Annotated in this window: 22 protein-coding genes, 5 tRNA genes and 3 pseudogenes; 2 read left to right on the top strand and 28 right to left on the bottom strand. The window is 37.8% G+C overall.

What is annotated here, in order from left to right; genetic code table 11:
- Positions 1 to 3: 3 nt before the first annotated feature.
- The 3 genes from BN1372_RS13625 to BN1372_RS15330 form a co-directional block, all read right to left on the bottom strand.
- The gene (locus BN1372_RS13625) at positions 4 to 381 is read right to left on the bottom strand and encodes an antitoxin VbhA family protein (protein WP_062200844.1); all 378 of its coding nucleotides are present in this window, start codon (positions 379 to 381) and stop codon (positions 4 to 6) included.
- A gap of 358 nt (positions 382 to 739) precedes the next feature.
- The gene (locus BN1372_RS13630) at positions 740 to 1045 is read right to left on the bottom strand and encodes a hypothetical protein (protein ID WP_062200846.1); all 306 of its coding nucleotides are present in this window, start codon (positions 1043 to 1045) and stop codon (positions 740 to 742) included.
- Between the two features lie 18 nt (positions 1046 to 1063).
- Positions 1064 to 1276 (bottom strand): hypothetical protein, encoded by a 213-nt coding sequence (locus BN1372_RS15330; RefSeq protein ID WP_062200847.1) that lies wholly within the window; start codon positions 1274 to 1276, stop codon positions 1064 to 1066.
- Positions 1277 to 1314: 38 nt separating this feature from the next.
- Here BN1372_RS15330 and BN1372_RS15045 point away from each other — a divergent pair.
- Positions 1315 to 2189: pseudogene (locus tag BN1372_RS15045) on the top strand (IS256 family transposase); the annotation flags it as partial.
- Here BN1372_RS15045 and BN1372_RS14780 read toward each other — a convergent pair.
- Positions 2175 to 2353 (bottom strand): annotated as a pseudogene (locus BN1372_RS14780) (multidrug ABC transporter ATP-binding protein); the annotation flags it as partial. The pseudogenes BN1372_RS15045 and BN1372_RS14780 sit on opposite strands and share 15 nt — an antisense overlap.
- A 182-nt stretch (positions 2354 to 2535) precedes the next feature.
- Positions 2536 to 4044, bottom strand: a complete 1509-nt coding sequence (locus tag BN1372_RS13650; protein ID WP_187118415.1) for a malate:quinone oxidoreductase — start codon at positions 4042 to 4044, stop codon at positions 2536 to 2538.
- 517 nt (positions 4045 to 4561) lie between these two features.
- Between BN1372_RS13650 and BN1372_RS13660 the strand changes: the two are divergent.
- Positions 4562 to 5722 (top strand): annotated as a pseudogene (locus BN1372_RS13660) (IS3 family transposase).
- A 219-nt stretch (positions 5723 to 5941) separates the two neighbouring features.
- Here BN1372_RS13660 and BN1372_RS13665 read toward each other — a convergent pair.
- From BN1372_RS13665 to BN1372_RS13770, 23 genes are all read right to left on the bottom strand, one after another.
- Positions 5942 to 6454: an Imm6 family immunity protein gene (locus BN1372_RS13665; protein ID WP_062200857.1), complete on the bottom strand. Its 513-nt coding sequence runs from the start codon at positions 6452 to 6454 to the stop codon at positions 5942 to 5944.
- A gap of 13 nt (positions 6455 to 6467) precedes the next feature.
- Positions 6468 to 8246 carry a hypothetical protein gene (locus tag BN1372_RS15630; protein ID WP_230198831.1) on the bottom strand — a complete coding sequence of 593 codons (1779 nt, stop codon included), beginning with the start codon at positions 8244 to 8246 and terminating at the stop codon, positions 6468 to 6470.
- Positions 8243 to 8551 (bottom strand): hypothetical protein, encoded by a 309-nt coding sequence (locus tag BN1372_RS13675; protein WP_074018239.1) that lies wholly within the window; start codon positions 8549 to 8551, stop codon positions 8243 to 8245. The genes BN1372_RS15630 and BN1372_RS13675 overlap by 4 nt, the downstream gene beginning before the upstream one ends.
- A gap of 212 nt (positions 8552 to 8763) precedes the next feature.
- Positions 8764 to 8988, bottom strand: coding sequence for a hypothetical protein (locus tag BN1372_RS13680; protein ID WP_062200861.1), 225 nt, complete (start codon positions 8986 to 8988; stop codon positions 8764 to 8766).
- Positions 8988 to 9692: a DUF4176 domain-containing protein gene (locus BN1372_RS13685; protein WP_062200862.1), complete on the bottom strand. Its 705-nt coding sequence runs from the start codon at positions 9690 to 9692 to the stop codon at positions 8988 to 8990. The genes BN1372_RS13680 and BN1372_RS13685 overlap by 1 nt, the downstream gene beginning before the upstream one ends.
- Before the next feature lie 269 nt (positions 9693 to 9961).
- The gene (gene rlmH / locus BN1372_RS13690) at positions 9962 to 10441 is read right to left on the bottom strand and encodes a 23S rRNA (pseudouridine(1915)-N(3))-methyltransferase RlmH (protein ID WP_062200864.1); all 480 of its coding nucleotides are present in this window, start codon (positions 10439 to 10441) and stop codon (positions 9962 to 9964) included.
- A 92-nt stretch (positions 10442 to 10533) separates the two neighbouring features.
- Positions 10534 to 10689, bottom strand: coding sequence for a CxxH/CxxC protein (locus BN1372_RS14785; protein ID WP_074018198.1), 156 nt, complete (start codon positions 10687 to 10689; stop codon positions 10534 to 10536).
- A gap of 349 nt (positions 10690 to 11038) precedes the next feature.
- The gene (locus BN1372_RS13695; protein WP_062200865.1) at positions 11039 to 12256 is read right to left on the bottom strand and encodes a S1C family serine protease; all 1218 of its coding nucleotides are present in this window, start codon (positions 12254 to 12256) and stop codon (positions 11039 to 11041) included.
- Positions 12257 to 12339: 83 nt separating this feature from the next.
- Entirely contained in the window at positions 12340 to 13134 is a 795-nt protein-coding gene (locus BN1372_RS13700) for an MBL fold metallo-hydrolase (protein ID WP_062200867.1), read from the bottom strand.
- A gap of 40 nt (positions 13135 to 13174) precedes the next feature.
- Positions 13175 to 13981: a two-component system regulatory protein YycI gene (locus BN1372_RS13705; RefSeq protein ID WP_062200869.1), complete on the bottom strand. Its 807-nt coding sequence runs from the start codon at positions 13979 to 13981 to the stop codon at positions 13175 to 13177.
- The gene (locus tag BN1372_RS13710; protein WP_062200870.1) at positions 13968 to 15326 is read right to left on the bottom strand and encodes a YycH family regulatory protein; all 1359 of its coding nucleotides are present in this window, start codon (positions 15324 to 15326) and stop codon (positions 13968 to 13970) included. Before BN1372_RS13710 ends, BN1372_RS13705 begins: the two co-directional genes overlap by 14 nt.
- Positions 15323 to 17152 carry a cell wall metabolism sensor histidine kinase WalK gene (walK, locus tag BN1372_RS13715; RefSeq protein ID WP_062200872.1) on the bottom strand — a complete coding sequence of 610 codons (1830 nt, stop codon included), beginning with the start codon at positions 17150 to 17152 and terminating at the stop codon, positions 15323 to 15325. Before walK ends, BN1372_RS13710 begins: the two co-directional genes overlap by 4 nt.
- 9 nt (positions 17153 to 17161) lie before the next feature.
- Complete coding sequence (gene yycF / locus BN1372_RS13720) at positions 17162 to 17914, bottom strand: response regulator YycF (protein ID WP_062201391.1); 753 nt, start codon at positions 17912 to 17914, stop codon at positions 17162 to 17164.
- Positions 17915 to 18087: 173 nt separating this feature from the next.
- A tRNA-Phe gene (locus BN1372_RS13725) sits at positions 18088 to 18163 on the bottom strand.
- Positions 18164 to 18167: 4 nt separating this feature from the next.
- A tRNA-Asp gene (locus tag BN1372_RS13730) sits at positions 18168 to 18243 on the bottom strand.
- Between the two features lie 21 nt (positions 18244 to 18264).
- Positions 18265 to 18341 (bottom strand) — tRNA-Met (locus tag BN1372_RS13735).
- A 145-nt stretch (positions 18342 to 18486) separates the two neighbouring features.
- Positions 18487 to 18561 (bottom strand) — tRNA-Glu (locus BN1372_RS13740).
- A gap of 16 nt (positions 18562 to 18577) precedes the next feature.
- Positions 18578 to 18653, bottom strand: a tRNA-Lys gene (locus tag BN1372_RS13745).
- 194 nt (positions 18654 to 18847) lie between these two features.
- Positions 18848 to 20134 (bottom strand): adenylosuccinate synthase, encoded by a 1287-nt coding sequence (locus tag BN1372_RS13750; RefSeq protein ID WP_062200874.1) that lies wholly within the window; start codon positions 20132 to 20134, stop codon positions 18848 to 18850.
- A 198-nt stretch (positions 20135 to 20332) separates the two neighbouring features.
- Positions 20333 to 21703 carry a replicative DNA helicase gene (gene dnaB / locus BN1372_RS13755; RefSeq protein ID WP_062200876.1) on the bottom strand — a complete coding sequence of 457 codons (1371 nt, stop codon included), beginning with the start codon at positions 21701 to 21703 and terminating at the stop codon, positions 20333 to 20335.
- A gap of 33 nt (positions 21704 to 21736) precedes the next feature.
- Positions 21737 to 22183, bottom strand: coding sequence for a 50S ribosomal protein L9 (rplI, locus tag BN1372_RS13760; protein ID WP_062200877.1), 447 nt, complete (start codon positions 22181 to 22183; stop codon positions 21737 to 21739).
- Entirely contained in the window at positions 22180 to 24141 is a 1962-nt protein-coding gene (locus tag BN1372_RS13765) for a DHH family phosphoesterase (RefSeq protein ID WP_062200879.1), read from the bottom strand. The genes rplI and BN1372_RS13765 overlap by 4 nt, the downstream gene beginning before the upstream one ends.
- A 19-nt stretch (positions 24142 to 24160) precedes the next feature.
- The gene (locus BN1372_RS13770; protein ID WP_062200881.1) at positions 24161 to 25099 is read right to left on the bottom strand and encodes a YybS family protein; all 939 of its coding nucleotides are present in this window, start codon (positions 25097 to 25099) and stop codon (positions 24161 to 24163) included.
- Positions 25100 to 26118: the final 1019 nt, after the last annotated feature.

Raw genomic sequence — 26118 nt, forward strand, 5'->3', positions numbered from 1 at the left:
TTCTTAATTTTTTTTATATTTATCAATTATCTTTTTTCGTAAATCATCAAGTTCTATATCACCATCAACATACATTTTTAATAAAGCCCGATTCTCTTTCGTTAATGGTTCAGCGCCTAATGAATTAATTGCTTCGGCATTAGCAACGAATTTTTCTCTTTCCTCTTTTGTGGTATTAACAATACTGTATTTACTCATTAGTATCATTCCTCCTGTATTCATATTTACATAGTAACCTTGAAGCTGACCTTTATAATTCCAACGTGCTTGTAAATTCCAGTCATTCGCAAGCTCTTGAACTTTCTCACTTACTTTTTTATACGTTTCTTCATATGTAGTCAATTCAAAAGTTAGTGTTTCATAAACAAATAATTCATCCAAATTTAAACCACATTTAAACCGTCATTTGGGTTTTGAACTTTAATTTCGACTTCAACTGTTTTTTTTCATAGAGGTCTGCTTTCGCGATTTTTGAAGCAGACCTCTTTTATGAATTGTTGTTATCGGGCTTTTTAGATACAAGCGAGATACAACCTCTTAGTAGACCTTTAGGCAACCCCACGGAAATAATTTAATTCTTTTCTTTTCCTACTTTAATTATATTTTCTAATTCCTCCATATATCTTCAGCCATTTGAAAAGACCACTCAAAGATTATCTACGTCTATATTTCCGTAAATACTATTGTCCTTCTGTTTTTCTTCTAATTGTATTTCTTCCTTTGGCGCTTCACTTTCCAATTATACGGACTCCTTAGAAGGCCCATTTTCAACTTTTACCTGTCGATGACTATTTTGTATAAATGGATTCACAGGCGATCCTGCATCGTTTTTGGTGGCTTCAAAAATAAAGGTGTTTATCATAACTTCCTTTTGTATTTCCGGTGCTAAAAAATCACTTGTGCCGTAAAGATCAATGGCATGGTAAATTAAATTTCTTATTGCTATGGTCATATTGGATTGATTATTTAGCCATTGAAAAAACTCGTCTGATTCAGTTGGTTGGAAGCGACAATTTATCGCTTTCTTTTTTTCTTCATCTTTCATATAATAATCATTCCCTTTTTACCCTATCATTTCTAGTTCTTTTGAATAACATAAGTTTCTGTTTAAATTGTTTAATCCGTCAACATTCATTGTTACTGCATACTGCTGGGGAATCCATAAGAGTTTAGCATTTTCCGATTCAGCATATTTGTTTAATTCGGCATACATTTCATCTTTGAACTCTATAGTACCTCCACCATATACAGCGAAAATTTCTGTTTCATTTGACATATCCTTCGCATTCTTTTTAATTATGTAATCTAAAGTAGAATCGGATCGGTTTTAACTCAGGTAATTCGCGTAACGGTTCTTATTCTTGTACACTTCACACGGAATACGGTGATTTAAATATCCAGATTCCTCGTGATCGCAATGGAGAGTTAAAACAACAGACTGTAGCGCCATATAAACGCTCTAACGACACATTAGAGTCTACTGTTATCCATCGCATTACGATGTCTGAAATCTCGAATCTGATTGAGAAAATGTACGGTCATCACTATACACCACAAACCATATCCAATATGACAAAAGCTGTGTCTGATACGGTAAAAGCATTTAATAAGCGTCCTTTACATAATAGTTATGTGTGCGTGTACTTAGATGCTACCTACATTCCTGTTCGCCGTGATACTGTCTTGAAAGAGGCAGTCTATATTGCTATTGGTATCCGTGAAGACGGCTCAAAGGAAGTTTTAGCGTATACTATCGCTCCTACGGAGTCAGCTTACAATTGGCTGAAACTTTTAGAAGAATTGCATCGAAGATGTCCTGCTATTTGTTTCTGACGGTCTAAAGGGGATGGCTAACGCTGTTGTCACTGTGTTCCCAAAAGCCAAATACCCAGTTTATCTTGTTCACGTGGCACGTAGTATCGCTCATAAAGTGTGTGTAGAAGATTGCCAAGGAATCTGTGATGACTTTAAAGCTATCCATCAAGCGAGCTGGACAAGCTGTACTAAACACCTTTTGCGAAAAATGGAAAAAGCAATATAAAAAAGTGGTAGACGGCTTATCTGAAAATCCATATTTACTTACGTTTTATTATTTTCCTAAAGATATTTGGCGAAGTATTTACTCTACGAATTTAATTGAGTCGTTTAATAAGCAAATTAAGAAATATTTCAATTGTAACGACAAATACATGGTCAGCATTGCGAACAGTAGCTAAACGGTGGGCAATTACAATCGTTGTCTGGTTTTTCGAAAGCTCAGTTGGATCAACCTTTCTGTCTCTGTATCGAATGCTGAAGTTGCTTCATCGAGTATTAAAATAGGTGAATTTTTTAAAAACATTCGTGCAATGGATGAGTGACCATGGCACCGTAATTTAAGGTAGAAAAAAGCTTCAAAATGATGGGTAGATTCCATCTCATATAGTTTCTGGTGGCTGTCAACTATATAAAAGAAGAACCTTTAATCCATCAATAGACTAAAGGTTCTTTCGTTTATTTCATACGGCATTAAATTAGCTACTTAAGTTTTTAAAATTAATTAGCAGTTTGTTTACTTTCAATTAAATGGATACCAAGCATTTCTGTTGCTGCTGTATGAACTTTTTCTAAAAGTTCTGGGTTTTCCATTAAGGAAATACCAAATGAAGGTACCATTTCTTTGATTTTTGGTTCCCATTCTTTCATGCGTTCAGGGAAACATTTTTTAATTACTTGAAGCATAACAGAGGTAGCTGTAGATGCACCTGGAGAAGCTCCAAGTAATGCAGCGATTGATCCGTCTGCAGCTGTCACAACTTCTGTACCAAATTGAAGTGTTCCTTTTCCGCCTGCTTCTGTATCTTTGATAACTTGTACACGTTGACCAGCGATTACGATTTCCCAATCTTCCGCTTTTGCGTTTGGAATAAATTCACGTAATTCTTCCACGCGTTGTTCTTTTGATAACATTAATTGTTGAATTAAGTATTTGGTTAATGTCATTTCTTTTACACCTGCTGCTAACATCGTTAAGACGTTATGCGGTTTTACAGAAGTGATTAAATCTAAATTTGAACCTGATTTTAAGAATTTCGGTGAGAAACCTGCAAATGGTCCAAATAGCAATGCTTTTTTATTGTTAATAAAACGTGTGTCAAGATGCGGAACAGACATTGGTGGCGCACCAACTTTTGCTTTTCCGTATACTTTTGCATGGTGTTTTTCCACAATTTCTTGATTGTTACATACTAACCAAAGACCACTAACTGGGAATCCTCCGATATGTTTTCCTTCTGGGATAGCAGATTTTTGTAGTAAGTGAAGACTACCACCACCAGCTCCAAGGAATACGAATTTCGCATTATGTGTTTCCACTTGGCCATTAGCTAAATTTTTCACTGTCACATTCCATGATCCGTCACTTGCACGTTTCACGTTCGTTACGTTATGTTTATACGCAATCTCAACATTTTTTTCTGTTAAATGTTTAAATAAAATACGCGTTAAAGCACCAAAGTTAACATCTGTACCTGCGTCAGTTTTTGTTGCTGCAATCGGTTCGTTTGATGTACGGTCTTCCATCACAAGCGGAATCCACTCTTTTAGTTTTTCTGGATCCTCAGAAAACTCCATCCCTTGGAATAAAGGATTGTTTGATAACGCTTCAAAACGTTTCTTTAAAAACTCAACATTCTCTTCACCGTGCACTAAACTCATATGAGGCAGTGGTCTAACAAAGTCTTCTGGATTGCTGATCAAGTTGTTTTTAACAAGGTAAGACCAGAATTGTAATGAAAGTTGGAACTGTTCATTAACATTGATTGCCTTTTTAATATCTATAGAACCATCCGGCTTTTGCGGAGTATAGTTAAGCTCACAGAGTGCTGAATGCCCTGTTCCCGCATTGTTCCACTCATTAGAACTTTCATCCCCTGCTGTATCAAGTTTTTCAAACACTTTAATGTCCCATTCCGGTACTAATTCTTTCAGAAATGTCCCCAAAGTGGCACTCATTATTCCAGCGCCAACTAAAATAACGTCTGTTTTATTTTGTCCATTACTCATCTTTACCATCCTTATCCCCTATAATTTGCAGAAAGCACGTAGACGCTCCTGCTTAGACGTCACGGTAAACCAAGACGCAACTTAGGAGCACACCTTTCCTGTATCAATTTTATCCTTATTTTAGTATATCACAATTATTTAAAATTTAAAATAAATACTATTATATATTAGGCATAACCTATGTGAAATATACACCTATCCATTTTTTGCTTTAAGATGGGGATTTGTAGGTAATTATAGCCTTTATTTAATGACTAAAATGTCCATTTTAGTCATCTCAGAATGAAGTTTTTTGTGAGGAGATGTTTTTACAAAGGGGATGGACTTTTTATATTGTATGTCACTTTGGAAACGGTATCATCATGAAGCTGTATTCGTTTATTTTTTATCCCTTATTAACGGGAAGAAAGACCCCCCACTTCAAAATGGGGAGGTTGGATAGGCTACACTAAGTTGGACAATAAAATTAAGGTCTAGTAGAGTAAAACAAAAGTAACTGAAATGGAGAGAATCTACAATGACCGAAAAAAGAACACGCAGAACATTTAGTCCAGAATTCAAAAGCCAAATGGTCCGACTTTATGAGAGTGGAAAGCCACGTGCAGATATCATACGCGAGTACGATTTGACAGCTTCAGCGTTTGATAAATGGGTGAAGCAAAGCCAAGCCTCCAGCTCCTTTAAAGAAAAAGATAATCGAACACCGGAAGAAGAAGAGTTGTTGAAACTACGTAAAGAAAATCAACGTTTACTGATGGAGAATGATATTTGCACCTAAAGGTATAAAAGTATCTACGCATTAAAATGTTAGATACTCTAAAAAGCATGCCGCGCTGATCATGGGACGAAAGTAGATGTCATCCGTAATAACGCTCACAAATATTCGGTATCAGCAATGTGCGAAGTCCTTGGAATCGCTAGAATCACTTACTATTACGAGTCCAAAAAAGAACCTAAAGATGAATCCTTAAACAAAAAAATCATAACTATTTTTAAAGAAAGTCGCAATAATTATGGCACAAGAAAGAGTAAAGTTGAACTTGAAAAGAAAGGGCTAACAGTTTCTAGACGACGTATCGGTCAAATCATGAAAGAAGAAGGGCTTGTCTCAACTTACACAGTCACTCAGTTCAAGCCATACAAGTCTAAGGTAAATGAAGAACCTGTGAAAAATACGCTGAATCGAGCATTTCATCAGCAATCAGAATTAGCTGTTGTTGTTAGTGATTTAACATATGTACGCGTAAATGGCAAATGGCATTACGTATGTTTATTTGTTGATGTTTTCAATCGTGAAATTATCGGTCATAGTGCCGGAGCGAACAAGACTGCAAGTCTTGTTTACAAAGCACTTTCAAGCATTAGAAGACCATTACATCGAATCGGAATGTTTCACACAGATCGCGGAAGCGAATTTAAAAATCAATGGATCGATGATGCGTTAGAAACGTTTGGAATCGAACACTCATTAAGCATGAAAGGCTGTCCTTATGACAATGCAGTCGCTGAAGCGACATTTAAAGTTTTTAAAACGGAATTTTCAAACGGCTCGCACTTTAACCGCCTAGATCAACTCGAAATCGAATTAAATGATGACGTAAACTGGTTCCATAACATTAGAATCCACGGAACACTTGGTTATAAAAGTTCAGTAGAATTTAGATTGATGACCTTATAGTATTTGTTTGAATTAGTGTTGACAATCCAATTTCAAGTAAGCATTTTTAATCGTCCAGACATAAATACTTTATAAGAAAACAAAAGCACTTGTTACCTAAAAAGAAATCAAGTGCTATTTTTATGCATAATAGGGATTCCTTCAACTCTATACTGCAAACATCCTTTTCTAATTTGATAACTCTAATCCAAAAAAGTTCATAAAATAATAGAGTAATAGTTAATTTTGTATTTGTAATTCCCTTAAAATTTCTGTCCGCAAATCACTCGCAATATTCCCATTTTTATAATCATCTAATAAAGAATTTATTCTCTGAATATAACTATCTGAATTTTCTATACATCCTTCAAAACAATCCATAAAATGGTCTACTAATGTATCATCTACTAAAGCAATTGGTTCTGGATAATATTTGACACCTTCTCTTTCAAATGCTTTTCTACTAGTATAAGCAACTGCATCAATAACACAGTTCCAAGCTATGACATCTGTTTCGTTATCTGACATCTCTTGAATTATTGTTATACCATTTTCCTCATTATCTAATAATTCATAAAGAATATCCCCTATATTTTCTTTACCTTTTAGCCATTCCCAACATTTATATATAACTTCCTGGGCTAAAATTTGATCTTCCTTTTTAGAAAATACCGACAAAACTTTTTCTGAAAGTCCAAGAAAAAATATTACTTTACCATCATCTGTTAAACTACTAAAGTTAGTATTAGCCATAATTAACCTCCAACTAGTCAATATACTTTCCATTTTTAATCATTAGATTAAGCCTACCAGTTACTTTAATACTTTCATCAATTTCCGACGTTACTTCGATTTTTAGATTAGGATATTTTAAACTTAATTGCTTTAACACACCAGGAGGAACTTTATCGTTCGCTAATCCCTGATAACACTTTCTACATACACCTGAAGGATTCGATTGATGTAGTTTTAATGTTCCTGCTACATCTTCTGGTTTTATACCTGCCTTTATTAATGCTGAATCAAATTCATTCAGAACTCCTTCCTCTGCATGCCTAGTGAACAACGGGTTATTTCCTGGAGCTTTAATATTCCTGTTAGGCATTACCTCATCTAAATCAGGTAATCCAGCTTCTTTACGTACTTTTGGTGATCCTCCTTCAAAAGTCAAATTTTCTAATCCTTTTACATCAGTCTTTCCAACTGCAACTGTTTCAGTTTCTGGAACATTCCATTTTTTTCTTAGTACATCTATATCAGTTTTACCAATATCAATCTTACTTTTATTACCCGTACCCTTAGCACCCTTCACCGAAAACATCTGCGGGTTAACCTCACTAAGAGGTTTCATCTCCATCCCAAAGGTGGTGATATTCACCGAATCAGTCGCAAGTTTTTCCTTATAGAAAACAGGGACCTTTTGCTTTCCCAATGCGGTTTTAGTTGTTGTCACTTTTTGTTTTATGAAATCCTTGCTGTAAGGGGTGCCTTTGAAAACTTCTGTTGGAACATTTTTATTTGACCCTTTGCTGATTGCTTTTAAGGCGGAAACTCCTTTTGCTCCTTTTCCAACCTGGCCAACCACAGGTACAAATGTAGTCAGTCCAACACCTGTGACATACATGATACCCTCATCTTCTGCCACATCAAAAACCGTCTGCCCGATATTTTCCACAACACTCATCGGATCGCTGATAATCTGTTGCATTGTTTGCTTGTAAGTTTCCACTCGATCATTGGCAATTTGTTTTAATCCTTCCGGCTCTATTCTATCAGGAATGGTATCGGAAAGGACAACAATTCCTGTATCAAGGACAAGCGTTAATAGGCCTTTTGCGATTTCATATAAACCAACGGCAAGCCCTTTAATGAGACCCCATACTATTTCTGATCCCCACTCAACTACGTCCCATACGCCTTCGAAAAGGTTTGTATATTTAGATTTTACATTTGCAGCTTTATCATTGTATGCGTCATCGACATTTTCAAATTTTTTTACCTTGGAGGTGTAAAGATTCCATAGTTCATCCATCTTATATGCGAGGCTGTTTTTTGTTTGTTGGATGTCTTTCCTAATATTTTCTATCTTTTTTTGATTTATCCGACTTGCTTCTTTTTCTGCGTCTGTTGGATTATCTAAAAAATTAAAAATGGAAGTAGGAGAATCATACGTTTTCATTAATGCTTTGGGTACGTTGTTGGCAATTCCACCCTCCATTTGCTTTAAATTAAACCATATATCATTCCTATCTACTCGCATCATGGCATTTCTTGCGATAGGAGAAATATACGTCGTTGTATCAGCTACATAGTTTTCAAATAAGGATAAGAGATCACCGACCTGGCCTTGATAATCTTTTATTTTTTCTTTAGAACCGGTGATTCTTTCCTCCCAAGCATCCATACTTTTACCTTTATTCGTTTGAATATAAGTGGATACATCTGCGAGCGACTCTTCCATTGTTTCTAGATTGTATTGGTATTTTCGGAGTTGCTCGATAATCTCATCTAAAACGCCGTAATTTATTTGCAGATCTCGTTTCATGATGAGCCACTTCCAATTTTTTCACTAATTTTCTCATCTACTTCTATCATGTTGTCAAGTATTGCTTTCCCACCTTGATGAATAGCCTTCCATTGGTCAATTAAATCACTATTCATATCATCATTCATGTTATCTAGTAGTGCATCTACCTTATCTATAAAGTCCGAGTTAAAGGCTTTTAATCGATCTCTCGTATTAGAACGAAATGACGTAGTGTAACTTGTAAATTCTTCCATACTACTTTTTAATCGGTCTAATGTTGAGTCGAGATTCGCTAAATCTAGTTTAATTTCTGATTTCGCCAATCCTACACACATTCCTTCCTTTATAAAACTTCCGTCAAAGAAGATTTTTTTCTTTTTTCCATTGATTATTAATAAAAAAAACTGCCTACTAACCCCACCTAAGCATATGCTTTTAGCTTAAATTTTCGCGTATGTCATATGCGAGAACCTCGGATTTCAGTACACTAATAAAGAATTTGTCGTAACGCACTGGTAGAGTTAGCTATATAGGGCTATCTGAAATGAGTGGATTGAATGTCATCAATTAATCGATTTAACTCAGTAATCATTTTATTAACAATCTCTCTCATTTCTTCTTCAACAGAGGCATTTTCTAAATCCATTTGTTCAAAGTTTTCTTGAATTTCTCTACAAGCATCTTGTAAATTATTTATAATTCCAGAGTCCCAACCACCATATAATAGGTTATGGCAAAAATTATAATCATATAATCCCATTATGATTCACCTGCTTTTTTCTTCTGCTTCATTTCTTGTTGAAGTTTTTTCATATCTTGATTCGAAAATTCCATGGAGTTCATATCCTTTTCTACGATAAATTCCTGCTTCATTAAAAATACAAAAGCATCCTCTATCTCATCTGTATACCCATGATGAACGACCTTTTTGATTAAAGGGGTTGTAAAATAAATTTGTGATCCTATTTTCACTTCTCCCACTGGATAGACAATCCCTCCATATGGAAAATAACTATGATAACCTTGTGGAGCGATGAATCTTCCTGTGATCACTATTTTGGAAGGGGAGGTATTTTCTTGGTCGGGTTTAAAATAAGCTGGGTCTAGTTCTACAATAGACCCTAATGGGAGCACTTCCCGTGTAATTTCAATCGTATTCGATAATAACTGAACAAACGTTGTCTCATCTAATGAAAACCATTTATCTAAAAAGGAAACAGTATGTGATGAATCTTCATATGTATAGGAGAACTTGATGTGTTTACGATGTAGGTCTAATGATGTGCACTTTTTATAAGCATGATAAAGCTCTTGAAATACAGTTTTATCTTCCATGAATAGACTAAAAAACTCTCGAATGGCATGACCATACTTCAAACGGATTTCCTTTGTTAATGACTGGATTATTTGATCTACTTTTTGTAAAGCAAGACTTTGTAATTGCTTATCAAACTCTTTATCCATGAACTCATATCACTCACTTTCTTCATTACGCTAAACACACACACTTTTCTATATATATATATTAATTCCAAATTTACGTAATTGAAATACTACCTTTTACCTAGTTTTATACTAAAATTATTGTACTATTGATAAGTTTAATTAAACTAAATGTATTAGAAGGATTAGTTGAACAGGGAGGGGAATAAAGGAAAACAGATAATGAGGGTTTATTTTCAATACCCGCTTCCGACAACAAAATGCCACCTTATTTACAACTTTTTTTGCCCCTATTTGTGATACGGTTCCCCCCGCATAATCCGAAACCCCCGATAAATCTGTTCCACCAATACCAATTTCATCAACTGATGTGGAAACGTCATTTTCGAAAACGATAATTTCATATCCGCCCGTTTCAACACATCGTCACTTAACCCCAGTGATCCACCAATCACAAACGCAATTTTACTTTTTCCATATGTCATTAATCCTTCGATTTTCTCTGCCAATTCTTCCGATGACAGCATCTTCCCATCAATCGCCAAAGCAATCACGTAAGCATCGTTTGGAATTTTGGCTAATAATCGTTCGCCTTCTTTTTGTTTCACAATTTGCATTTCTGCTTCACTTAATACTTCTGGTGCTTTTTCGTCCGCAACTTCCACTTCTTCTATTTGTGTATAACTCGATAATCGCTTCACGTATTCAGCGATTCCTTGTTTTAAGTATTTTTCTTTTAGTTTTCCCACTGTGCATAAGTAAATTTTCATAATTTTTTAACTCCTTCGATAATTATCCACAGAACTTATCCACATATTCACACAAAACAGTTGAAAACTTGTATAAACATGTGAATAATTCTTTATAAAACCTTATATGTTGCCGGTTGTGGACAATAAGAACATGTTTCCTTCTTTTTTTCTTCTTCTGTGCATAACTCTAAAATCGGTGCTTCTTCTTTTTCCGCCACTACTTCTTCTAGTGCCCAATCAATATGTTCTTCACAACTATATTTCATTTTTTTCATCCTTTCTTTTTTTCCTAGCCCAACAATGGACGTTTATTATGCAAGTAATGCGTCACTAAGCTTTTTTCGTCTTATGCTTTTTATCTAAAGGGGCTCGAATCATAAGCTGGATTGCTCTATGAGGATAGATTTCCTCATTCCAAATTCACCTATGTTTGTCGCTGATAAACAAGTGACTTCGCTTTTTATCCAATCTTACTGCGGTTGGCTAACGACTTCCGCTATAAGTCATCCAATTAGACCGCCTCTTCCACCCTTCGCCTTATTACTCTGTCGCTGGACAAGCCCATCTTCACTTTTTATTATCCCCAACATAAAAATAGCAGGAGATTTTCTCCTGCTATCGTACTCGTTTTTCTTCTACTAATTGTAATTCAGTTGTATTTTTTTGTCCATCGCGATAATAAGTGACTTTAATTTTATCCCCAATGCTTTTTTGTTCGTAAATGTATTTCCGTAATGCAATGACGTCATTTACTTTTTGGTCGTCTAATTGGACGACGACGTCATATTCTTGGAATCCCGCTTTGTCTGCTGCGGATAATGCCGATACGCTTGTAATGATGACGCCACCTTTTACGCTATTCGGTAATTTTAATGTATTCGTCCAATGATAGCTGGATACGTCGCTTAAGGAGCTAATCGTTACGCCTAAGAATGGACGTTTTACTTCGCCATATTGTTCTAAATCAGCAATGATTGGAAGGGCGGAGTTTACTGGAATAGAAAAGCCGATTCCTTCTACTGCTTGTTCTGCTACTTTCATCGAGTTAATGCCGATTAATTGACCGCTAATGTTAATTAGCGCCCCGCCACTATTTCCAGGGTTGATTGCAGCATCTGTTTGCAATACGTCTGCGTTCCAGTCTGGGACACCGTCTCCATCTAAATCAACTGGTACGGTCCGACCTGTTCCACTAATAATTCCTTGTGTGACAGAGTTTGAATATTTTCCAAGTGGGTTTCCGATTGCAATCGCTGGTTCTCCTGGTTTTAATGCTTCGGAGTCCCCAATTTCGATAACGGCATCGATTTTATCACCCGCTACTTCTAATACGGCTAAGTCCGTCCATTGGTCACGACCTAACAATTTTGCAGGAAGGCGTGTTCCGTCATGTAAACTAATTTCTAGTTGGTTCGCCCCTTCGACTACATGATTGTTCGTGACAATATATGCTTTATCTCCATCTTTTTTATAAATAACCCCTGATCCTGCACCTGCTTCCACTGTTTCCCCTACTTCATTAGAAAATAGTCCAATGCCGGCTTGTTGTTGAATGTTAATCACTCCCACGACGGCTGGAGATGCTTTTTCAAATGCTTTTGTGACATCGGTTGTCACATCTAGGTTGACACCTTTTTTAATACCTTCTGGTGCATTTCGTTTCGTTTGTACGTTTTGTTCTGTTTGTTGTTTCGTTAGCGAATATGGTAATAATCCTGCATCGGATAACATCGGTAATAAAATAATCACAAGTAACGCACCGACCATCGCACCGATTAAAGAGGAAAAGAAAGTTTTTGATCGTTTTCTATTAGAATGTTCATCAAAGCCCATACGCAACACATCCTTTCCAAAGATAAAATCAACCTTTTATATCCAACGAAAATGGAACAATTATAGCATACAATATCGATTGCTTATAATTCAAACATCGCGGTTGGAATGGCTGAATCTGTATCCAATAATTCGAATTGCTCTCCGACAATATGACCTTTTTCTTGCAACACTTGGCTTACGGACAGACGAGCTAATTCTTTCATATTATTATCTTGACTTAAGTGGGCTAAATAAATACGTTCTGTTTGATCGCCAATCATTTCAGCTAACGCATACGCCGCGTCTTCATTCGATACGTGGCCGACGTCGCTTAATATTCGTCGTTTAATGTTCCATGGATACCGTCCCGCCCGCAACATTTCAACGTCATGGTTGCTTTCAAACACAAACACATTGGAATCGCGAATCGTTCCTTTAATTCGGTCGCTCACATATCCTAAATCGGTACAAATCGTAACCTTTTTGCCGTTATGGTGAAAGGCATAAAACATCGGTTCCGCCGCATCATGGCTAACGCCAAACGATTCTACGTCTAAGTCATGAAACGTTTGGACTGTTTCCCTTTGAAAAACAAATTTTTGCTCGGTATCGATGTCTCCGATATGCCCGTCCATTGCCTTCCACGTTTTTTCGTTCGCAAAAATCGGTACTTTATAGCGGCGCGCAAGGACCCCTAAGCCTTTTATATGATCACTATGCTCATGGGTAACTAAAATCCCGTCCAATCCATTCATTTGTCGGTCCACTTGTTCAAACAATTTCTCCATCTGCTTTCCACTTAACCCTGCATCAACGAGTACCCTTGCACGGTCGGTTTCAATATAAAACGCGTTTCCCGTACTACCGCTTGCAAGGACACTAAACCGCAAACTCATGCTTATCGTTCCCCCTATTGTTCAATCTATCAACGTTTTTTTATTCTACTTCTACCGGTTCATTTAACATATCTCCGTCAATCGCATTAATATAAAAATGATTTTCGTCTGCTTTATGCCCATCATGTTCTTGCTCGACGACAACATGCCATGTCGGCGCTAACACTTGGACATCTTCCGTTAAATCCGGCAAACTATAATAGCCAAATTCCATTTCTTTCACCCGGCTATTATACGGAAGCTCATTATGTTCCACGAGTCGTTCTAACACTTTTAACGGTCGCAATATTTCTTTTTTACTTCCTTGTGTCGTAATAAATAAATACGTTTGTTCATAACTCGTCACTTCGTTTTTATCGTTTAAATATAACGTCAGCATTGCTTTTTTGTTTTCAAAAATCGGTTGATCGCCGTACTTTTCATCACATGTAATCGTTTTTTCGACTTCATCCATTTCTAAAAATAGATAATCTTTCCCGTACAACACATACTCTTTCAAAAATTCCCGCACCGCTGTTTCTAACCCTGCTTTCGGCAACAATACCGGCTTGTCCAACGTGGAAACAACCGTCGTTCGGTCGATAATTTCGATTTTTTGATTCGGCATTTTTTTTAGTTCACTTTCCATAAACATCTCGCTTTGCCCGCTAATATATGATTTTTTTTCCGATTTATCGGGAATTTTTCCATACTTAATATTTAACGCTTCTAACCGATTTTCAACCGAAGATTGTTCTAACATTTCAATTTTATTTTCTGTTTTACGTTGATACAGCTGATAACCAAGAAAAACATTAAGGAGAAGAAAAATGACGATAAAAATTGTTTTTGTTTTATTCCAATCCACGAACCTTTTCTCCCCCTTCTAATTCATGCATCGCATGTAAAGGTTTAAAGACCCCGTTATACTTGATATACCACGCTGGTTTAAAGGAGACAATCGTTCCATTTTGAAACAAGTCCATCGTATAGCCAGGCAGAAGCATATCGATTTTTGCCGTATCCAATTCAGGATGACTGTTAATATACGCCATCACTTCATTCGCAGAAGCAATCGTTTTATCTGTTTTTAAAATGGGCTGCTCATCTAGTGCCATATTTAATAACGAACGACGGTACTCATAAATTTCTCCGCTCCGGTCCGATACGTAAATCGTTGCTAAATCAAACGCATACATATCTTCATAAAATACTGGCAAATCGTTCACGATTAAACGGAATTCACTTTCATCTTTATACAACGATGATGTCCATGAAAATAAATAATACGGATCTGTCCAACCGCTATGGTCATTCACATAATCGATACTTTGAATGACCGACGTTAACTCTTTTTCACCTTTGTTATTCGAACTGATTGGATTGACAAAATTTAATTGCATTCGATTATTCGTTACCCGCATCGCCCGTTTTCCATCAATATACGCTTCATTCCCACTATCATCAATCGTATACTTCACCAGCTGCGGATCGGTAAACAACGCATTTTTAAAATCTTCCATCGAAATATGATTCGTCATATAAAAAAGTTCTTCGATTTTCAACCCATTTTCCGGCAAATAAACAGGGCGTCCCAATTGATTTCCCCATTGATACCGAACAAACTTAATTCCTTTTTTCAACGGTTCTACATAATTTTTTTGAAAATCAGCAGGGTCTACTTTGTCCACTTTTGCTTGCACAATCATTTTTTTATCGTACAAAATAAACCATGCATATACTTGTTGTTCATCTCCTTCATTTCGAACGAAATAAAGGAGACGCTCTGCTTCATTGACTAACGCAGCATCTTGCTTTTTTAAATGAAACAAATCTTTAAATACCGCACCTGACAATTTTGTTGAAAAAATCACTTCAATATAATTCGAAAGAGACGGAATCTCTTCAAATGATTGTTCTGGCATCACTTTAAAATCGCGATATTTCCACATTTGCATCGACTGATACAGCGGTTCTACTTGATCGCGCCGCAAATATCCGTAATGGTTCGATCCATCATTCATTAACACCATTTGCGGGGAAATAATTGCAGACATATCTTTCTTTTGGTCAATAGAAACGTGGATATACTCCGCATCTTCTAGTTCACCATAATTCGGCTGATAACTCCAAAACTGCCACGTTAAAATTAAACTAATCGTGACGAGTAAAAGTAAAATCGTTGTTTTGACTGGTTCATAGTACTTCTTCATTGCTTACGGTCCTCCGAATACTGATGCAATGGTTCAAATGGTAACGTAAAATTAATCGTTGTCCCTTTTCCTTCAATACTAGTCGCCCAAATTTCGCCGCCATGAACGTGGATAATTTCCCGAGAAATCGCAAGTCCTAATCCTGTTCCTCCTAACTGACGGGAACGAGCTTTATCGACCCGATAAAAACGGTCAAAAATGCGATTAATACTCTCTTTTGGAATCCCTACTCCTTCATCACTAATGCTGACGCGAATATGTTTGCCAAGCTTAATCAATTGGAACGTCACTTTTCCGCCTTCTGGTGAGTATTTCATCGCATTAGAAATAATGTTATCTAACACTTGCGTTAATTTATCTTGGTCAAAAGAAACAAATATTTTTGCTTTTGGCAACTGCCGTACAAACTCAATTGATTCCTTTTTCGAAATTTCAAACCGATCAATAATCGTATGAAAATAGTCGATAAAATCCACTCGACGTACTTTTAACTGAATTTCCTTATTATCAAGTTTCGATAAATGCAATAAATCATTCACAAGACGAATCATTCGTTCCGTCTCATTTTGTGTAACGGCTAAAAATTCTGGTGCAATCGTTTCATCTTTCCACGCCCCGTCCGCTAACGCTTCTAAATAGCTCCGTAATGTCGTTAATGGTGTCCGTAATTCATGGGAAACACTGACGACAAATTCACGTCGGTCGCGTTCAATTTGTTCTTGCTCCGTTACATCATGAAGCACGGCAATTAACCCGTTAATCGGTCCATTTTCTTTTTGAATCACGGAAAAATTAGCCCGAATAATAAATTCTTCTTCACTATCGCTAAAGTCTAATAACACCGATTCGGAATGATCATACAATTGCTCCCAATCTAGTTCGTATTCTAGACCTAGCACGTCCATAATTGGTTCCCCGAGTATTGTTTCACGTGAAACATTTAACATTTCTTCCGCACGGTCATTTAATAAAATAACATTTCCATGACGATCTGTCGCAATAACACCATCTGTCATATGGGTTAAAACAGAACTTAACTTCCGGCGTTCCCCTTCGGTCGTCGCATTAGCTTCTTGCAATTTCATCGTCAATTCATTAAATGCCGATGCTAGCTGTCCGATTTCATCGTCCCCGTACACTTTTACTTTCCGGGTAAAGTCCCCTTTGGACATTACTTGTGCTTGGCGACGCATATCACTTAACGGCTTCGTGATTGTTTGCGATAACAGGATTCCTAACCCCATCGTAATGACAATCGCTAAAATCGTTCCATACGACAAAATCCGGTTAATTTTATGCATTTGGTTATACAAATCTTCCATTGATGCCTTTAAAAAGATGGCGCCGACAATTTCTCCGCTTTCTGTTTTAATTGGCTCTGCAATTACTTTAATCCGCTGGTTCGTTTTCGGATCGCGCAACACTTTTTCATAAGACGTTCCTAACAACGCTAAAATAACCCGACCCTCTGTACTCCGTTGGCCAATTAACGTGCGGGTATCTGGATTCGACGTACCGATGACCACTTTATTTTTATCAATCACTTGTACTTCAATAATGTCATTTGTCGACGACAAAATATCATTTCGACTTAATAGTTTGCTAATATCTTGTTCATCTCGCGGCTTATTTAATTCTTGCTCAACGTTATATGAAAGCAGCGACACGCGCTCTCTTAGCGAATTCGTAAAGTTCGATAAAAACTGATCTTCTAATTGTCGTACAAAATACACACTGATTACTTGTAACGCAATTAAAATAAGTAATACGTAAATTAAAATAAACTTTAATCGAATCGATTTAAAAAATTGAAAAAATTTTTTCATAGATTATTCCTATTCCTCATCATCCGACTCATCTAATTGTTCATCTGGTTCGCGTAAATAATATCCAACCCCACGTCTAGTAATAATCCACGTCGGATTACTCGAGTCGTCTTCAATTTTTTCACGCAATCGACGTACCGTCACGTCTACGGTCCGCACGTCTCCTAAATAATCATATCCCCATACCGTTTGGAGTAAATGTTCACGCGTCATCACTTGTCCGATATGCTGCGCAAGATAATACAATAACTCAAACTCCCGATGCGTTAAGACAATTTCTTCTTCATTTTTTATTACCGCATACGCTTCTGGTTTAACGGTTAAATTTCCCACAATAATTTGTTCTTGTACCACTTCTTGTTGATCATTCTGTTCATCTGATCCTGTTGAATCACTTTGTTGATGACGACGTAAGTTCGCTTTCACACGCGCTAACAATTCCCTCGTACTAAAGGGCTTTGTAACGTAATCGTCCGCACCCATTTCTAACCCTAATACTTTATCGATTTCTGAATCTTTCGCTGTTAACATAATAATTGGCATCATAAATTTTTTGCGAATAATTCGACATACTTCAATGCCGTCTTTTTCTGGCAACATAATATCAAGTAAAATTAAATCTGGTTCTTTTTCTTCTACTTTTTCAATTGCCTCATTCCCATCATTGGCAACGACAACTTCATAACCTTCCTTCTCTAAATTAAACTTTAATATATTCGCAATTGGATGCTCGTCATCTACTACTAAAATTAACTGTGACAACGTTTGCATACTCCCTTCTCTTCTCTCTATTCTCTATATTCCTATTTTCTTTTTAAAAAAACCTCTCGCTTACAATGAGCATAGAGGTCCTGTGCATTCTATCTTTATTATACTATACAAAAAAAAAACAAAAAAGGCACGTTCGAAAACGTACCTTTACCGTCCAAAAAGAATGGTGGCTCGAGACGGAATCGAACCGCCGACACGAGGATTTTCAGTCCTCTGCTCTACCGACTGAGCTATCGAGCCAACATGGCGGTCCCGACGGGAATCGAACCCGCGATCTCCTGCGTGACAGGCAGGCATGTTAACCGCTACACCACGGGACCACTATGAGAAATATAATTTTTTGGTTGCGGGGACAGGATTTGAACCTGCGACCTTCGGGTTATGAGCCCGACGAGCTACCAGACTGCTCCACCCCGCGATAATAAGATTTTAAATCAAACATGATTTGCTTAAGTTTGAATGGTGACCCGTACGGGATTCCGACGCACGTTTACGTGCTAGTCCAGCGCCGGTAGGCTGCTGGGGAACCCTGGTGAGAATCCATCAATTACTTAAGTTTGAAATGGTGACCCGTACGGGATTCGAACCCGTGTTACCGCCGTGAAAGGGCGGTGTCTTAACCGCTTGACCAACGGGCCACGTCATAAAAAGAAATGGTGAGCCATAGAGGATTCGAACCTCTGACCCTCTGATTAAAAGTCAGATGCTCTACCGGCTGAGCTAATGGCTCATTTCGTGACAAGTTACATATTATCATGTATTCAAATAGTTATCAAGAGTTTTTATTATATTTTTTTAGAAAAATTTCTTTTTTCTTCACGTTATCTATTTTTTCTCCATAAAACTACCAATACTATCTGGTAAATAAATGTGTTCTATTCAAAAAAGATAGGGCATCATGTGCGATGCCCTTCTTGTTTGGAATTAAGCATAAATGTCATACAGCATATTTGTTTGGTTACGATCTGGTCCGACAGAGAATGTCGCAATTTTAACACCTGTTAATTCAGAAATGCGTTCGATGTAACGACGTGCATTTTCAGGTAGATCTTCTAAATGACGAACACCTGTTACGTCTTCTTTCCAACCTGGTAATTCTTCATATACTGGTTCACACTCTGCTAGTCCTTTTAAGCTTGCAGGATAACGGTCGATTGTTTCGCCTTTATATTTATACGCAACACAAATTTTTACCGTATCAAGTCCTGTTAATACGTCAATAGAGTTTAAGCAAAGGTCTGTTACACCACTTACACGAACCGCGTGGCGAACCACTACGCTATCAAACCATCCAACACGACGTGGACGACCCGTAACTGTTCCGTATTCACGACCTACTTCACGAATTTGTTGTCCTACTTCATCAAATAACTCGGTAGGGAATGGTCCATCCCCAACACGTGTTGTATACGCTTTGGCTACCCCAACAACGTGGTTAATTTTAGATGGTCCAACACCACAACCAGTCGATACACCACCAGCAGATGGGTTACTAGAAGTAACGAATGGATATGTTCCGTGGTCGATATCAAGCATAATGCCTTGCGCACCTTCAAATAGTACTTTATCGTCTTGTGCGATTGCTTCATTTAATACGACAGATGTATCACAAACATAGTCTTTTAATTGTTGACCGTATTCGTAATACTCTTCAAAAATTTCGTCAAATGACATCGGTTCTACTTCATAATATTTTTCGAACATACGATTTTTTTGTTCTAAATTACGTTTTAATAAACGAGCAAATTCATCTTTATCTAAAAGGTCACACATACGAATACCGATACGACCAACTTTGTCCATATACGCAGGACCAATTCCTTTTTTCGTTGTACCGATTTTTTCGTCACCCTTTAATTCTTCTTCTACAATGTCTATTTTAATGTGGTACGGCAAAATAACATGTGCGCGATTGCTAATCCGTAAATTGTTCGTTTTCACACCATTTTCATGTAAATATGCAAGTTCTTCAATTAACGCTTTCGGATTAATGACAACACCATTTCCAATAACACATAATTTATCTTCATAAAAAATCCCTGATGGAATTAAGCTTAATTTAAAGCGTTTTCCATCTAAAACGATTGTATGTCCAGCATTATTTCCTCCAGAATAACGAGCTACTACCTTTGCTTGGTGAGATAAAAAGTCAGTGATTTTCCCTTTCCCTTCGTCTCCCCATTGTGTTCCTACTACAACAACTGACGACATGAGCCGTGCACCTCCATTATTAATACGGCACTTTCTTTATTTTTTACTGCCAAAAACTAGCCAGCAAAAACCACATTTATTTTATCAATATGCTGTGCTAAAGTCAATCAAACCCGAACGTTTTTGTTTCCTTGATTTTATACGTTCGTATGGGGTGAAAAAAAGAAAAATGCAGAAGAAAGGTGCTTTCCTCTGCATTTACATACCAGGTGGAATATTTTGTTCACTCGTTTCATCTAAATCTACGAATTTATTAAAATCTTTTAAGAATGCGAGTTTTACCGTTCCTACTGGGCCATTCCGTTGTTTTGCTAGGATGATTTCGATGACACTATTATTAGAATCTGTTTCATCATCTTTATTGTAATAGTCATCCCGATATAAAAACGACACGATATCAGCATCTTGCTCAATACTTCCTGATTCCCGAATATCACTCATCATCGGTCGTTTATCTTGTCTTGCTTCTACACTACGAGATAACTGAGATAAAGCAATAACGGGTACTTCTAGTTCCCGTGCAAGTCCTTTTAACGAACGAGAAATCTCTGAAACTTCTTGTTGGCGGTTTTCACCTGCTCGTCCACTGCCTTGGATTAATTGTAAATAGTCAATCACAATCATTCCAAGTCCGTGTTCTTGTTTTAAGCGACGACATTTCGCCCGAATTTCATTTACCCGAATTCCTGGCGTATCATCAATGTAAATACCGGTATTCGATAACGTCCCGATTGCCATCGTTAACTTTGACCATTCATCAGGGCGTAATCGTCCGGTTCGAAGGTTTGATGCTTCAATGTTTCCTTCCGCGCAAAGCATCCGCATCACGAGCTGTTGCGCACCCATTTCCAAACTAAAAATAGCGACATTTTCATCTGTTTTAGTCGCTACGTTTTGCGCAATATTTAACGCAAACGCAGTTTTCCCTACAGATGGGCGGGCAGCCACAATAATTAAATCACTGCGCTGAAATCCCGCGGTCATTTTATCTAAATCAACAAAGCCAGTTGGAACACCCGTTAACTCTTCTTTTCGGTTATAGAGAAATTCAATTTGTTCATACGTTTTTACCAACACGTCGGTAATGTCTTGGAATTCTCCGCCACCTTGTCTACGCGACACTTCTAAAATAGTCCGCTCCGCACCGTCTAAAATTGTTTCGAGATCTTCATCGCTCGTATACCCTTCGGTTGCGATATCCGTTGCAGCACGAATTAATCGCCGCAACGTCGCTTTTTCATGCACAATATGCGCATAATATTCGATGTTTGCTGCGGTCGGCACCGATTGCGTCAATTCTCGTAAATAAGTAAGCCCACCTACTTCTTCTAGTAGATTTTTGGATTTCAATTCACTCGTTACAATGACGACATCGGTCGGTTTATTTTGATTGTACGCATCGATCATCGCACGAAAAATACGTTGATGGTCGGCACGATAAAAATCTTCTGGTAATAAAATTTCCCCCACTTTTGAAAAAGCGTCCGGTTCGAGGAAAACGGCACCGATTACCGCCTGTTCGGCTTCAATATCGTGGGGAGGGATGCGATCGGCGAATAAATCACTCATGCTTTTTTCCTCCTTTCCTTCCTGGGCTTTCGATTAATTTTTTTCTTTTACGTGCACTTTTACCGTTGCCGTTACTTCATGATGAAGTTTTACTGGCACGTTTGTGACACCTAAGGCGCGAATTGGTTCGCCTAATTCAATTTTACGTTTATCGATTTTAAAGCCTTTCTTTTTCAGTTCATCGGCAATTTGTTTATTCGTAATCGAACCGAATAAACGACCACCTTCCCCAGCTTTTGTATAAATTTCAACCGTTAATGTTTCTAACGTTTCTTTTAGTTTCTTTGCATCTTCTAATTCTTGCTCAGCAACTTTTTCTTCCTTTTTTTGTTTTGCTTTTAACGTACTAATATTGGCAGCTGTTGCTTCTTCTGCTAAGCCATTTTTAATTAAATAGTTTTGCGCATACCCTGTCGCAACTTCTTTCACTTCACCTTTTTTCCCTTTTCCTTTTACGTCTTTTAGAAAAATTACTTTCATTCCGAATCTCCTCCTTCAAGGTATTCAATAATTTTTTCTTTTAATAATGTTTCCGTTTCATCGATTGTGATGTTTTCTAGTTGCGTTGCTGCATTGGTTAAATGGCCCCCGCCATTTAATTTTTCCATAATCACTTGTACGTTCACATCGCCAAGTGATCGTGCGCTTACCCCTATTTTACCATCATTTCGTTTCGCAATAACGAAAGATGCCATGACATCATTCATCGTAAGGAGCGTATCTGCTGCTTGAGCAATCAATACTTGGTCATACACATCCTGCATCGTTCCTTTCGCAATCGCAATGCCGTCACCTAAAATAGTCGTCTGTTCTAGCAATCTCGCACGTCCGACATATTGAGTTAAATCTTCTTTTAAAAATTGTTGCACTAACACCGTATCCGCTCCGTTTGCACGTAAATAAGACGCCGCATCAAACGTACGGGAACCTGTTCGTAACGTAAAGCTTTTCGTATCAACAATAATCCCCGCTAACAAAGCGCTCGCTTCTAACATACTCATTTTGGACTTTTTAGGTTGATATTCTAACAACTCCGTCACTAGTTCCGCCGTAGAAGAAGCATATGGCTCCATGTACACTAACACAGGGTCTTCAATAAACTCTTCCCCGCGACGATGATGGTCAATCACTACAACACGGTCCGTTTTATTTAACAATCCAGGCTCAATGACGAGCGATGGCTTATGCGTATCGACGACCACGACTAACGTATTCGGTGTACATTCTTCGAGTGCTTGCTTCGGATAAATGAAATGCGAATAAAGAACTTCATCTTTTTTCACTTCATCAATTAATCGGTACACCCCAACGTGAATATCGTCTGGATCTAATACGATATAACTTTCCTTTTCATTAGCCTCCGCTACTTTTAAAATCCCAATCGCAGCACCAATCGCATCCATATCCGGATGACAATGTCCCATGATAATCACTTTATCACTTTCTAACACGAGTTCACGTAACGCGTGCGAAATAACGCGTGCCCGTACTCTCGTTCGTTTTTCGATTGGGTTTGTTTTTCCACCATAAAACTTTACTTTCCCGTTACTAAATTTTAACGCTACTTGGTCCCCGCCACGTCCGAGCGCTAAATCTAAACTAGATTGCGCTAAATGGCCGAGTTCTTGTAACGTCGCTTCTCCAGCACCAACACCGATACTTAACGTAAGCGGAATATTTTGTTTATGATTCACATCGCGAACCGCATCTAGCACTGAAAATTTATTTTTTTCTAGTTGATCGACAATTTTTTGATTCATAACGGCCACGAATTTATCTGAAGAAATCTTTTTAAAAAACATGCCGTATTCGTTTGCCCAACGATTTAACACAGCCGTTACTTTCCCCATGATAAGACTTTTCGTTTGATCACTCATCCCTTGGGTAATTTCATCGTAGTTATCAATTAAAATAAAAGCTAAGGCAGTTCTATCTTGCGAATAAAGTTCTTGTGTTTTCACTTGTTCGGTTACATCAAAAAAGTATAAGATTTTTTCTTCTGGACGAATGAACACGCGCCATTTTCGTTGATTAAGGGTAATAATTTCTTCTGAATGTGCTTTTTTTATAGCAGGAATTAATTGTTCCGATAATTGATTGAGAGACTGTCCCATCACCGCATCAAATCCGACAATCGATTCGAAATGTGGGTTCACCCATTCGATATGATGCTCATCATTAAAAAATAATACTCCAATAGGCATTTCCTTTACCGCTTCTTCACTCACGTGTTTAAAGCGCTTCGTAATTCCTAACACATACTCTTTCCATTCTTGTTCCGTTTTTACTTGGAAACGAACAGTAAGCGCCGTGAGCACAACACTAACGAATAAACAAACGACCCCAATCATTTGATTTTCGAAAAACAATAGTCCCGTTAACGCATAAATAGCAGTTAACAAAAGGATATACCCATTTTTCATTTTATAATCCGGCATAAAGATGCTCAGCTCCCATTTAATCTTTCCGATTTATTCGTTTCCTTAAGTCGAATGCTAAATCAATTATACCTAAAATATGCACAAATTCGATTGGAAAAATTAATAAAAATAACAAAACGACAATGAAACGTTGTGCTGCTGTAGACAACCCTTTTTTATACATAAATGCCATCAACGCAGCAACCCCTTGAATGACCATCAAAATCATAAACAGATAGTAGACATTCAACACAAATACATATAACGAAGACTCTGGCTTTGTAAATAACATCAAAAAGAGAATAATGGCATAATAAATCGCAAAAAAACGTGGCAACGAAAAAAGTCGTAATGGTTCTGCTTTTGGTACATCAAAACCAAGCCGTTTTAAAATAGGTTTTGCTAAGACGATAGATAAGATAGAGAACGTTGCCCCGAGACTAATTAACATCATCGGCGCTAACATAAACAACATGTTAATATATTGGTCCATCATCAGTTCAAATGCTGTCACATCTTGCCCAGTCTGTTTCATCACGTTGATTAATTGTTCTGTCATCGTGCGATACTCATCGCCCAATTGCTTAAATATATTCAACTCAAAAACAAAACGTGCAATCCCAACAAAAAGTGTTAACGCAAGCGTACTAACAATCGTAGATTTTAAAATTTGCTCCGATACCTTCGCTTCTTTCCGTGATAACTCCCCTACAACTAATCCAATTAGGCCAAAAACAAATCCAAACGGAATATTAAATAAACCAGGATTCACAAAAAAAGATAAGATCATCGCTAATACAAAAAATAACACGCCCGCTTTTCTCCCGTACTTCCACGTATACATAATGAAAGGTAACGGTAAGAACCAAATGACTAGTATATATAAAACAGGCACATATGTAGAAATCGCAAATAATACAGCATAAAGAGCAGCAAGAATAGCTCCTTCGGTTAATTGCTTCGTATCATTTCTCAATGGATCACCCCCAGGTATCAATAAAAAACATTGTATCTTCTTATTTTACGAAAGATACAGCCACAATTCAATGAAACGAATAGGAAGAGATGACTACTCATTTTATACCATTTTTGGTATAATCAAAAAGCGCAGGACGCTTGTTCAGGGGTGACAAGCATAAGATGGATTGCGGAATGAGGCGGTCTTTCCTCATGGAGCTATACAGCTTATGACTCGAGCCCTAGCGCCCGGAGCTAGATTATCTAAAAAGTGCAGGGCGCTCGTTCAGGGGTGACAAGCATAAGATGGATTGCGGAATGAGGCGGTCTTTCCTCATGGAGCTATACAGCTTATGACTCGAGCCCTAGCGCCCGGAGCTAGATTATCTAAAAAGTGCAGGGCGCTCGTTCAGGGGTGACAAGCATAAGATGGATTGCGGAATGAGGCGGTCTTTCCTCATGGAGCTATACAGCTTATGACTCGAGCCCTAGCGCCCGGAGCTAGATTATCTAAAAAGTGCAGGGCGCTCGTTCAGGGGTGACAAGCATAAGATGGATTGCGGAATGAGGCGGTCTTTCCTCATGGAGCTATACAGCTTATGACTCGAGCCCTAGCGCCCGGAGCTAGATTATCTAAAAAGTGCAGGGCGCTCGTTCAGGGGTGACAAGCATAAGATGGATTGCGGAATGAGGCGGTCTTTCCTCATGGAGCTATACAGCTTATGACTCGAGCCCCTAGCGCCCAGAGCTAGATTATCTAAAAAGTGCAGGGCGCTCGTTCAGGGGTGACAAGCATAAGATGGATTGCGGAATGAGGCGGTCTTTCCTCATGGAGCTATACAGCTTATGACTCGAGCCCCTAGCGCCCGGAGCTAGATTATCTAAAAAGCGCAGGGCGCTCGTTCAGGGGTGACAAGCATAAGATGGATTGCGGAATGAGGCGGTCTTTCCTCATGGAGCTATACAGCTTATGACTCGAGCCCCTAGCGCCCGGAGCTAGATTATCTAAAAAGTGCAGGGAGGCTCGTTTAGCGACAG

Origin of the sequence: Massilibacterium senegalense (assembly GCF_001375675.1) — a bacterium.
Classification (GTDB): Bacteria; Bacillota; Bacilli; order Bacillales; family Massilibacteriaceae; genus Massilibacterium; species Massilibacterium senegalense.